We start from the raw sequence: 12398 nt of genomic DNA on the forward strand, positions 1-12398 counted from the left end.
GATGGCACGCGCCCTGCCCTGGATCGCCGCGCTGCTGCTGGCCGCGCTGCCCGCGGTGCTGACGCCGTACACCACCGACCTGGTCGTGAAGATCCTGATCTTCGCGGTGTTCGCGCTCAGCCTGGAGCTGCTGGTGGGCATGACCGGCCTGGTGAGCCTGGGGCACGCGGCCTTCTTCGGCCTGGGCGCCTACGTGACGGTGCTGCTCAGCCCCGAGGCCGACCCCGGCAACGTGGCGCTGCTGGCCGGCGCCGCGATGGCGGTGGCGGCGCTCTATGCGCTGTTCGTCGGCGCCCTGAGCCTGCGCACCAAGGGCGTGTACTTCATCATGGTCACGCTGGCCTTCGCGCAGATGGCCTACTTCGTGTTCCACGACACGCAGCTCGGCGGCGGCAGCGACGGCATCTACCTCAACGTGCGGCCGGTGCTGGGCCTGCTCGACGGCGGCAACAAGCTGCACTTCTACTACCTGGTGCTGGCGGCATTGGTGGCCACCTACGGCGGCCTGGCGCTGCTGCGGCGCAGCCGCTTCGGGCACGCGCTGGCGGGCATCCGCGTCAACGAGCAGCGCATGCGCGCCACCGGCTTCAACACCTACCTGTACAAGCTGGCGGCCTTCGTGCTGGCCGGCGCGCTGGCCGGGCTGGCGGGCTTCCTGCTGGCGGTGAAGGACGGCTTCGTGAACCCCGAGCTGCTGAGCTGGCACGAGAGCGGCGCGGTGCTGCTGATGATCATCCTGGGCGGCCTGGGCCACCTGCGCGGCGCCGTCATCGGCGCGGCCGCGTTCACGCTGCTCAAGGAGCTGTACGCGACGCCCGGCTTCGTCGGCGACTTCCTCGCCGACCACTGGCAGCTGACGCTGGGCCTGACCATCATCGCCTTCGTCGCGCTGCTGCCCAAGGGCCTGATCGGCCTGCTGGAGCGCACGCGGTGAGCGCCGCGCTGCTGGCCTGCGAAGGCCTGACGCGCCGCTTCGGCGGCCTCACGGCGGTGGGCAACGTCGCGCTGCAGCTGCTGCCCGGGCAGGTGCATGCGGTGATCGGCACCAACGGCGCCGGCAAGTCGACGCTGATCAACATGCTCAGCGGCGAGCTGCCGGCGTCGGCCGGGCGCATCCTGCTCGGCGGCGAGGACATCACCGCCTGGCCGCAGGCGCGGCGCGCGCGCGCCGGCGTCGGCCGCAGCTACCAGCGCACGACGATCTTTCCCGAGTTCAGCGTGTTCGAGAACGCCCGCCTGTGCGCGCAGGCCGCACACGCGCGCCCGTGGGCGCTGTGGCAGAGCGCCGCCGACTGCGCCGAGAGCGGCCGCATCGCGCGCGACGCGCTGGCTGCCGCGGGCCTGGCGGAATTCGCCGAGCGCCCGGCCGGCGCGCTCAGCCACGGCGGCAAGCGGCAGCTCGAGATCGCGATGTGCCTGGCCACCGAGCCGCGTGTGCTGCTGCTCGACGAACCGCTGGCCGGCATGGGCAGCGAAGAGACCGACCGCATGCTGGCGCTGCTGGCGCAGCTGCGCACGGGCCACGCCATCCTGCTGGTGGAGCACGACATGGACGCCGTGTTCCGCATCGCCGACCGCATCACCGTGATGGTCAACGGCGAGGTCATCGCCAGCGACACGCCGGCGGCCATCCGCAGCAACCGCGACGTGCAGGTCGCCTACCTGGGCGAGCACTGAGGCCCCTGCCCATGACCATGACCATGCTCACCGTCGACGGCCTCAACACCTACTACGGCGACAGCCACATCCTGCGCGGCGTGAGCCTGGCGCTGCCGGCCGGCACGGCGCTGGGCCTGCTGGGCCGCAACGGCATGGGCAAGACGACGCTGATCCGCGCCATCATGGGCTACGTGCCCGCGAAGGCCGGCACGGTGGCCTGGCAGGGCCGCACGGTGAACGGCCACGCGCCCGAGAAGATGGCGCGGCTGGGCATCGGCTACGTGCCCGAGGGGCGCGGCGTGTTCCCCAACCTCAGCGTGCGCGAGAACCTGGTGATGAGCGCGCGGCCCGGCCCCACCGGGCAGCGCGACTGGACCTTCGAGCGCGTGCTGGCCACCTTCCCGCGGCTGGCCGAGCGGCTGGAACACGGCGGCCAGCAGCTCAGCGGCGGCGAGCAGCAGATGCTGTCCATCGGCCGCGCGCTGATGACGAATCCGCTGCTGCTGATACTCGACGAAGCCACCGAGGGCCTGGCGCCGCTGATCGTGGCCGAGATCTGGCGCGTCATCGCCGAGATCCGCCGCAGCGGCATCAGCACGCTGATCGTCGACCGCAACCACCGCGAGGTGCTGGCGCACACCGACCAGGCCGTGGTGCTGGAAAAGGGCCAGGTCGTGCTGGCCGGCGCGTCGGCCACGCTGGACCAGGCAGCGCTGGGCCAGCGGCTGGGCATTTGATCCAGCGCAAGCGCCGCTGAAACAGGCGGCCGGGTAGTTCTTCGGAACGATGGCCGGCGCTGCCGCCATCGTTCTTCCGCCGGGCCGCACCTGCCCTGCCGGTGGATGGTGGCCGGGGCCGCGTCGCGGGACAGTTGCTGCGTCTTCCCGACGAGCCTGTCCCATGGTCACCACCCCCGCCCCCATTCCCCGCCAAGCCTGGTCGGTGCTGATCGTCAGCACCCTGGCGTTCACCGTGTGCTTCATGGTGTGGATGATGTTCGGCGTCATCGGCATCCCGCTGAAGAAGACGCTGGGCCTGAACGCCACCGAGTTCGGCCTGCTCACCGCCACGCCGGTGCTGACTGGATCGCTGATCCGCGTGCCGCTGGGCATCTGGACCGACAAGTACGGCGGCCGCATCGTGATGACGGTGCTGATGGCCGCCACCGTGCCCGCCATCTTCCTGATGGCCTACGCCACGGCCTACTGGCACTTCCTGGTGATCGGCCTGTTCGTCGGCCTGGCCGGCGGCAGCTTCTCGGTCGGCACGCCCTACGTGGCGCGCTGGTTCCCGAAGAGCCGCCAAGGCATGGCGATGGGCGTGTACGGCGCCGGCAATTCGGGCTCGGCGGTGAACAAGTTCGTGGCCCCCGCGCTGCTGGCCGTGGGCGGCTGGGCGCTGGTGCCGCAGGTCTACGCCGCGGTGATGCTGGGCACGGTGATCCTGTTCTGGTTCTTCAGCGCCAGCGACCCCAAGCACCTGGTGCCGTCGAACACGAAGTTCAGCGACCAGCTGAAGATGCTGAAGGACCCCAAGGTGCTGAAGTACTGCCAGTACTACAGCATCGTCTTCGGCGGCTACGTGGCGCTGGCGCTGTGGATGGTGCAGTACTACGTGGGCGAGTTCGGCCTGTCGATCCAGACCGCGGCGCTGCTGGCGGCCTGCTTCAGCCTGCCCGGCGGCGTGCTGCGCGCGGTGGGCGGCGTGCTGTCGGACAAGTACGGCGCGCACCAGGTCACCTGGTGGGTGCTGTGGGTGAGCTGGATCTGCCTGTTCCTGCTGAGCTACCCGCAGACCGACTTCACGATCTTCACGGTCGACGGCCCGAAGAGCTTCCACATCGGCCTGAACGTCTACCTGTTCACCGCGCTGATGTTCATCCTGGGCATCGCCTGGGCCTTCGGCAAGGCCAGCGTCTTCAAGTACATCGGCGACGACTACCCGCACAACATCGGCACCGTCAGCGGCATCGTCGGCCTGGCCGGCGGTCTGGGCGGCTTCGTGCTGCCGATCCTGTTCGGCGCGCTGATGGACCTGACCGGCATCCGCAGCAGCGCCTTCATGCTGATGTACGGCGTGGTCTGGGTCTCGCTGATCTGGATGTACTGGACCGAAGTGCGCAAGACCGAGGTCATCGGCGAACACGCCCCGGCCTCGCCGCTGTCGCGCAGCTTCGCGCGCTGAAGGAGAACCAACAATGGCAACAACCAAGCCGATCGACGGCACCGACGCGGGCCGCCGCGCCGGGCCGCCCCAAGCAAGGCCCGACCCGCTCGGCGGGTCGGTCGCCGTACCCGGCGACCGGGGTGCAGACGTTCACGACTGGCGCCCGGAAGACGACACCTTCTGGGAAGGCACCGGCAAGAAGATCGCCTACCGCAACCTCTGGATCTCGGTGCCGGCCCTGCTGTGCGGCTTCGCGGTCTGGGGCATGTGGGGGATCATCACCGTGCAGATGCTCAACCTGGGCTTCCCGTTCACCCAGGCCGAGCTGTTCACGCTGACGGCGATCGCCGGCATCGCGGGCGCCACGATGCGCATCCCGGCCTCGTTCCTGATCCGCCTGGCCGGTGGCCGCAACACCATCTTCCTGACCACCGCGATGCTGCTGGCGCCGGCCATCGGCACCGGCATCGCGCTGCAGCACCCCGAGTGGCCGCTGTGGGTGTTCCAGCTGATGGCGCTGTGGTCGGGTGTGGGCGGCGGCAACTTCGCCAGCTCGATGTCCAACATCAGCACCTTCTTCCCGAAGCGGCTGCAGGGCACGGCGCTCGGCCTGAACGCGGGCCTGGGCAACTTCGGCGTCACGACGATGCAGATCGTGATCCCGCTGGTGATGACGGTCGGCTTGCTGGGCAGCTTCGGCGGCGAGCCGATGACGCTGGTGAAGGACAGCGGCTGGATCTTCGGCAGGATCGCCGCGGGCACGCCGACCTGGATCCAGAACGCCGGCTTCGCCTGGGTGCTGTCGCTGGTGCCGCTGAGCGTGCTGTGCTGGTGGGGCATGAACAACCTGAAGACGGTGTCGCCCAACACCGGCTCGCCGCTGACGGCCTTCGCGAAGATCACCTACCTCTACACGCTGGCCTTCGTGCCCGCGATCTTCATGCTCTGGCTGTACCTGCCCGCGCCCACCGGCCTGGGCGTGCTGAGCATGTGGGTGGCGATCCCGCTGGACATCGTGCTGGCGCTGCTGGTGATGAAGCTCGCGGCCTTCGGCGAGATGAAGGAAGGCGTGACGAAGCAGTTCGCGATCTTCCGCAACAAGCACACCTGGTCGCTGACGGCGCTGTACATCGTCACCTTCGGCTCGTTCATCGGCTTCTCGATGGCGCTGCCGCTGGCCATCACGGTGATCTTCGGCTTCCAGCACGTGCCCGATGCGGCCGGCGTGCTGCAGCACACGCTGAAGAACCCGAACGCGCCCTCGGCGCTGACCTACGCCTGGATCGGCCCCTTCGTCGGCGCCGCCGTGCGCCCGCTGGGCGGCTGGATCAGCGACAAGCTGGGCGGCTCCATCGTCACGCAGGTGATCTCGGCGGTGATGGCCGCGGCCTCGGTGGCCGTGGGCTACGTGATGATGCAGGCCTACGCCTCGCCGACGCCGGAACAGTACTTCCCGATGTTCCTGGGCCTGTTCATGCTGCTGTTCTTCGCCAGCGGCATCGGCAACGGCAGCACCTTCCGCACCATCGGCGTGCTGTTCGACCGCACGCAGGCCGGCCCGGTGCTGGGCTGGACCTCGGCCGTGGCGGCCTACGGCGCCTTCATCGCGCCGGTGGTCATCGGCGCGCAGATCAAGGCCGGCACGCCGCAGTTCGCGATGTACGGCTTCGCGGCCTTCTACGCCGTGTGCCTGCTGCTGAACTGGTGGTTCTACCTGCGCCCGGGCGCGGACGTGAAGAACCCCTGAGACGGCGAACGGCCCCATCCCCCGGACCCACCGCACCCGCCGCACACCTTGGCCGCCATGCACGCCATCGCCCGCTGGAACCCGGAAGACCCGGGCTTCTGGAACAGCGCCGGCCGCGGCATCGCCGCGCGCAACCTGTGGCTGTCGGTGCCCGCACTGGCGCTGGCCTTCGCGGTGTGGATGCTGTGGTCGGTGGTGGTGCTGCACCTGCCCGCGGCGGGCTTCCGCTATTCCACCAACCAGCTCTTCTGGCTGACGGCGCTGCCGGCGCTGTGCGGCGCCACGCTGCGCGTCTTCTACGCCTTCGCGGTGCCGGTGGTGGGCGGGCGGCGTTTCACCGCGCTGGCCACGGCCAGCCTGCTGGTGCCTGCGGTGGGCATCGGCTTCGCGGTGCAGGACCCGGCCACGCCCTACGAGCTGATGGTGGTGCTGGCCCTGCTGTGCGGCCTGGGCGGCGGCAACTTCGCCAGCACCATGGCGCACCTGAGCCTGCTGTACCCGAGCGCGCGCAAGGGCACCGCGCTCGGGCTGAGCGCCGGCCTGGGCCACCTGGGCATCGCGGCCGTGCAGATGGTGGTGCCGCTGGTCATCGGCGCCGGCCTGTTCGGCGTGCTCGGCGGCGCGCCGCAGCACACGCCACAGGGGCCGATGTGGCTGCAGAACGCCGGCTTCGTGTGGGTGCCGCTGATCGCCGTCAGCGCGCTGGCGGCCTGGTTCGGCATGGACGACCTGGCCGGCACGCGCACCAGCTTCGCCGAGCAGGCGGTGATCTTCACGCGCAAGCACAACTGGCTGATGTGCTGGCTGTACCTGGGCACCTTCGGCAGCTTCATCGGCTACGCCGCCGGGCTGCCGATGCTGGTGCAGAACCAGTTCTCCGGCGTGGAGGCACTGCCCTGGGTCTGGCTCGGCCCGCTGCTGGGCGCGGTGCTGCGGCCGCTGGGCGGCTGGCTGGCCGACCGCTGCGGCGGCGCACGCGTCACGTTCTGGGCCTTCGTGGCGATGGCGCTGGGCGCGATCGCCGTGCTGCTGAGCCTGCCGCCGCAGCAGGCTGCTGCTGGCGCATCCACCGGCGGGGGCGGCGGCAGCTTCGCCGGCTTCGTGGCCGCCGGCGGGCTGCTGTTCGCGGCAGCCGGCATCGGCAACGGCAGCACCTTCCGCATGATCCCGGCGATCTTCATCGCCGAGCGCACCCAGGCCGCCGGCCCGCTGCCCGGCGCACGCCGCCAGGCGCTGCAGGACGGCAACGTCGAGGCGGTGGGCGTGCTGGGCTTCGCCAGCGCCGTCGGCGCCTACGGCGGCTTCTTCATCCCCAAGGGCTACGGCACCTCCATCGCCCTCACCGGCGGCCCGCAGGCAGCCCTGCTGGTCAACGTCTTCTTCTATCTCACCTGCATCGCCGTGACGTGGTGGCACTACAGCCGCCGCCACGCGCCGATGCCCTGCTGACGCAGCACCTCTTTCCAGGTTCTCCCAAGGACGACACCATGAGCCACTTTCTCGACCGTCTCACGCACTTCAGCCTGCCCAAGGAGGGTTTCTCCGGCGGCCACGGCGTCACCACCGGCGAAGACCGCACCTGGGAGGACGCCTACCGCAACCGCTGGGCGCACGACAAGATCGTGCGCAGCACGCACGGCGTGAACTGCACGGGCTCGTGCAGCTGGAAGATCTACGTCAAGGGCGGCATCGTCACCTGGGAGACGCAGCAGACCGACTACCCGCGCACGCGCTGGGACATGCCCAACCACGAGCCGCGCGGCTGTGCGCGCGGCGCCAGCTACAGCTGGTACCTGTACAGCGCCAACCGCGTGAAGTACCCGATGGTGCGCGGCCGCCTGCTCGAACGCTGGCGCGCGGCGCTGCAGGTGGCCAGGACGCCGGTGGACGCGTGGGCCACCATCGTCGAGAACCCCGAGGCGCGGCGCGACTACCAGCAGGTGCGCGGCATGGGCGGCTTCGTGCGCAGCACCTGGGACGAGGTGAACCAGCTCATCGCCGCGGCCAACGTCTACACGATCAAGACCCACGGCCCCGACCGCGTCATCGGCTTCAGTCCGATCCCGGCGATGAGCATGGTCAGCTACGCCGCAGGCTCGCGCTACCTGTCGCTGATCGGCGGCGTGTGCATGAGCTTCTACGACTGGTACTGCGACCTGCCGCCGGCCAGCCCGCAGGTCTGGGGCGAGCAGACCGACGTGCCCGAGTCGGCCGATTGGTACAACAGCACCTACATCATCGCCTGGGGCTCCAACGTGCCGCAGACGCGCACGCCCGACGCGCACTTCTTCACCGAGGTGCGCTACAAGGGCGCGAAGACGGTGGCCGTGACGCCCGACTACAGCGAAGTCGCCAAGCTGGCCGACATCTGGATGCACCCCAAGCAGGGCACCGACGCGGCGCTGGCCATGGCGATGGGCCACGTGGCGCTGAAGGAGTTCTACTTCGACCAGCGCAGCCCGTACTTCGACGACTACGCGCGGCGCTACACCGACCTGCCGCTGCTGGTGATGCTGAAGGAGCACGTGCTCCCCGACGGCACCAGGACCCTGGTGCCCGACCGCTACCTGCGTGCGTCGGACTTCAACGGCAAGCTGGGCCAGGAGAACAACCCCGAGTGGAAGACGGTGGCCTTCGACGACGGCGGCCGCGCCGTGCTGCCCAACGGCAGCATCGGCTTCCGCTGGACGCCCGAAGGCGGCCCCGACCAGGGCAAGTGGAACCTCGAGAACAAGGAAGCACGCCACGGCAGCGAGGTCCGCCTCCGGCTGTCGGCACTGGAAGACGGCGCGAACGGGCAGAAGCAGGCGCACGAGGTCGTGGACATCGGCCTGCCCTACTTCGGCGGCGTCGCCACGCCGCACTTCACCGCGAACGCGCAGAACGGCGAGGTCAACTTCGTGAAGGTGCCGGCCGTGCGCCTGCGCCTGGGCAAGGAAGGCGAGCACCGCGAGGCGCTGGTCGCCACCGTGTTCGACCTGCAGGCCGCGCAGTACGGCATCGACCGCGGACTGGGCAGCGGCGCCAGCAGCTACGACGACAACGCCGCCTACACCCCCGCCTGGGCCGAGAGCATCACCGGCGTGCCGCGCGACCAGATCATCACCGTGGCGCGGCAGTTCGCCGAGAACGCGCACAAGACGCACGGCAGGAGCATGGTGATCATCGGCGCGGCGATGAACCACTGGTACCACGCCGACATGAACTACCGCGGCGTCATCAACCTGCTGATGATGTGCGGCTGCATCGGCCAGAGCGGCGGCGGCTGGGCGCACTACGTGGGCCAGGAGAAGCTGCGCCCGCAGACCGGCTGGACGGCGCTGGCCTTCGCGCTGGACTGGATCCGACCGCCGCGGCAGATGAACAGCACCAGCTTCTTCTACGCCCACACCGACCAGTGGCGCTACGAGAAGCTGGGCATGGAGGAGATCGTCTCGCCGCTGGCCGACCGCAAGCAGTGGGCCGGCGCGATGATCGACTACAACGTGCGCGCCGAGCGCATGGGCTGGCTGCCTTCGGCACCGCAGCTCAAGACCAACCCGCTGCAGGTGGTGAAGGACGCCAGCACGGCCGGCATGGCGCCGAAGGACTACGTGGTGCGCGGCCTGCAGGATGGCACGCTGCAGATGAGCTGCGAGGACCCCGACGCGCCGCAGAACTGGCCGCGCAACATGTTCGTCTGGCGCAGCAACCTGCTGGGCTCGTCGGGCAAGGGCCACGAGTACTTCTGCAAGCACCTGCTGGGCACCGAGAGCGGCGTGCAGGGCAAGGACCTGGGGGCCGACGACGCCAAGCCGGCCGAGGTGGTGTGGCACGACAAGGCGCCCGAAGGCAAGCTCGACCTGCTGGTGACGCTGGACTTCCGCATGAGCACCACGTGCCTGTACAGCGACATCGTGCTGCCCACGGCCAGCTGGTACGAGAAGAACGACCTCAACACCAGCGACATGCACCCGTTCATCCACCCGCTCAGCGCCGCGGTGGACCCGGTGTGGCAGAGCCGCAGCGACTGGGAGATCTACAAGGGCTTTGCAAAGGCCTTCAGCGAGGTGTGCGTGGGCCACCTCGGCGTCGAGAAGGAAGTGGTGCTCACGCCCATCATGCACGACACCGCCGGCGAGCTCGCCCAGCCTTTCGACGTGCAGGAATGGCGCAAGGGCCAGTGCGCGCTGGTCCCGGGCAAGACCGCGCCGCAGATCACGGTGGTCGAGCGCGACTACCCGAACGTGTTCAAGCGCTTCACCGCGCTCGGCCCCCTGATGGACAAGCTGGGCAATGGCGGCAAGGGCATCGGCTGGAAGACCGGCACCGAGGTCGAGCAGCTGGGCCAGCTCAACGGCACCACGCAGGCCGAGGGCGTGACCCAGGGCATGCCGAAGATCGTGACCGACATCGACGCCTGCGAGGTCATCCTGCAGCTGGCGCCGGAAACGAACGGCCACGTGGCGGTGAAGGCCTGGGCGGCCTTGGGCAAGCAGACCGGCCGCGACCACACGCACCTGGCGCTGTACCGCGAGGACGAGAAGATCCGCTACCGCGACGTGCAGGCGCAGCCGCGCAAGATCATCAGCAGCCCCACCTGGAGCGGCATCGAGAGCGAGACCGTCAGCTACAACGCCGGCTACACCAACGTGCACGAGCTGATCCCCTGGCGCACGCTGACCGGCCGCCAGCAGTTCTACCTGGACCACCCGTGGGTCATCGCCTTCGGCGAAGCCTTGAGCAGCTACCGCCCGCCGGTGGACCTGAAGACCACGGCCGGCATCCACAACATCAAGGGCAACGGCAACAAGGAGATCCTGCTCAACTTCATCACGCCGCACCAGAAGTGGGGCATCCACAGCACCTACAGCGACAACCTGATGATGCTGACGCTGAACCGCGGCGGGCCGGTGGTGTGGTTGAGCGAGGACGACGCCAAGGTCGCGGGCATCGCCGACAACGACTGGGTCGAGGTCTTCAACATCAACGGCGCCATCGCGGCGCGCGCGGTGGTGAGCCAGCGCGTGAACCCCGGCATGCTGATGATGTACCACGCGCAGGAGAAGATCATCAACACGCCGGGATCGCAGATCACCGGCGTGCGCGGCGGCATCCACAACAGCGTCACGCGCATCGTGCTCAAGCCCACGCACATGATCGGCGGCTACGCGCAGTTCAGCTACGGCTTCAACTACTACGGGACCATCGGCACCAACCGCGACGAGTTCGTCGTGGTGCGCAAGATGGACAAGGTCGACTGGCTCGACACCCCGCGCGACGACCACCTCGCAGCCGCCTACCAAGACCAAGGAGAAAACCCGTGAAAGTACGTGCACAGATCGGCATGGTGCTGAACCTGGACAAGTGCATCGGCTGCCACACCTGCAGCGTGACCTGCAAGAACGTCTGGACCAGCCGCCCCGGCGTCGAGTACGCCTGGTTCAACAACGTCGAGACCAAGCCCGGCATCGGCTACCCGAAGGAATGGGAGAACCAGGACAAGTGGAACGGCGGCTGGATCCGCAACGCCGACGGCAGCATCCAGCCGCGCCAGGGCGGCAAGTGGAAGCTGCTGATGCGCATCTTCGCGAACCCGAACCTGCCGCAGATCGACGACTACTACGAGCCCTTCACCTTCGACTACGACCACCTGCAGTCGGCGCCCGAGATGAAGCACGCGCCGACCGCGCGGCCGCGCAGCCTGATCACGGGCCAGCGCATGGAGAAGATCGAGTGGGGCCCGAACTGGGAGGAGATCCTGGGCGGCGAATTCAGCAAGCGCAGCAAGGACCAGAACTTCGAGGACATCCAGAAGGACATCTACGGGCAGTTCGAGAACACCTTCATGATGTACCTGCCCCGCCTCTGCGAGCACTGCCTGAACCCGGCGTGCGTGGCCTCGTGCCCCAGCGGCAGCATCTACAAGCGTGAAGAAGACGGCATCGTCCTGATCGACCAGGACAAGTGCCGCGGCTGGCGCATGTGCGTCAGCGGCTGCCCGTACAAGAAGATCTACTACAACTGGAAGAGCGGCAAGGCTGAGAAGTGCATCTTCTGCTACCCGCGCATCGAGGCCGGCCAGCCCACCGTGTGCAGCGAGACCTGCGTGGGCCGCATCCGCTACCTCGGCGTGCTGCTGTACGACGCCGACCGCATCCAGGAAGCCGCCAGCGTCGAGCGCGACAAGGACCTGTACCAGGCGCAGCTCGACATCTTCCTCGACCCGGACGACCCGCAGGTCATCGCGCAGGCGCGGCTCGACGGCATCCCCGACCACTGGATGGAGGCCGCGCGCAACAGCCCGGTCTACAAGATGGCCGTGCAGTGGAAGGTGGCGCTGCCGCTGCACCCCGAGTACCGCACGCTGCCGATGGTGTGGTACGTGCCGCCGCTGAGCCCCATCACCGCGGCGGCCAACGCCGGCCACGTGGGCACCAACGGCGAGATCCCCGACGTCAACCAGCTGCGCATCCCGGTCAAGTACCTGGCCAACCTGCTGACCGCGGGCGACACCATGCCCGTGGTGCGCGCACTCGAACGCATGCTGGCGATGCGCGCCTACCAGCGCAGCAAGCACGTGGACGGCCGGCCCAACCGCGCGGCCATCGACCAGGTGGGCGTCAGCGTCGCCGAGGTCGAGGACATGTACCGCACGATGGCGATCGCGAACTACGAGGACCGCTTCGTGATCCCGAGCACGCACCGCGAGTACGCCGAGAACGCGTTCAACGTGCGCGGCGGCTGCGGCTTCAGCTTCGGCAACGGCTGCAGCGAAGGCACGACCGAGACCAGCCTGTTCGGCAGCGAGAAGAAGCGCACCATTCCCATCAAGGCGGGAGTGTGA

8 protein-coding genes are annotated in these 12398 nt (G+C 68.9%); all 8 read left to right on the forward strand.

What is annotated here, in order from left to right:
- The first annotated feature begins 1 nt into the window (after position 1).
- Positions 2-934, forward strand: a complete 933-nt coding sequence (locus ACPOLB_RS13620) for a branched-chain amino acid ABC transporter permease (RefSeq protein ID WP_425256539.1) — start codon at positions 2-4, stop codon at positions 932-934.
- Positions 931-1677, forward strand: a complete 747-nt coding sequence (locus ACPOLB_RS13625) for an ABC transporter ATP-binding protein (protein WP_425256540.1) — start codon at positions 931-933, stop codon at positions 1675-1677. The genes ACPOLB_RS13620 and ACPOLB_RS13625 overlap by 4 nt, the downstream gene beginning before the upstream one ends.
- A gap of 23 nt (positions 1678-1700) precedes the next feature.
- The gene (locus tag ACPOLB_RS13630) at positions 1701-2396 is read left to right on the forward strand and encodes an ABC transporter ATP-binding protein (protein WP_425261919.1); all 696 of its coding nucleotides are present in this window, start codon (positions 1701-1703) and stop codon (positions 2394-2396) included.
- A gap of 163 nt (positions 2397-2559) precedes the next feature.
- The gene (locus tag ACPOLB_RS13635) at positions 2560-3843 is read left to right on the forward strand and encodes an MFS transporter (RefSeq protein ID WP_425256541.1); all 1284 of its coding nucleotides are present in this window, start codon (positions 2560-2562) and stop codon (positions 3841-3843) included.
- Positions 3844-3856: 13 nt separating this feature from the next.
- Entirely contained in the window at positions 3857-5572 is a 1716-nt protein-coding gene (locus ACPOLB_RS13640; RefSeq protein WP_425256542.1) for an MFS transporter, read from the forward strand.
- 57 nt (positions 5573-5629) lie between these two features.
- Positions 5630-7021: an MFS transporter gene (locus tag ACPOLB_RS13645; RefSeq protein ID WP_425256543.1), complete on the forward strand. Its 1392-nt coding sequence runs from the start codon at positions 5630-5632 to the stop codon at positions 7019-7021.
- A 38-nt stretch (positions 7022-7059) separates the two neighbouring features.
- A complete protein-coding gene (locus ACPOLB_RS13650; RefSeq protein ID WP_425256544.1) occupies positions 7060-10878 on the forward strand; it encodes a nitrate reductase subunit alpha in 3819 nt (1272 codons plus the stop codon).
- Positions 10875-12398: a nitrate reductase subunit beta gene (narH, locus tag ACPOLB_RS13655; protein ID WP_425256545.1), complete on the forward strand. Its 1524-nt coding sequence runs from the start codon at positions 10875-10877 to the stop codon at positions 12396-12398. The genes ACPOLB_RS13650 and narH overlap by 4 nt, the downstream gene beginning before the upstream one ends.

The organism is Rubrivivax soli, from assembly GCF_049810355.1.
Lineage (GTDB): Bacteria > Pseudomonadota > Gammaproteobacteria > Burkholderiales > Burkholderiaceae_C > Rubrivivax.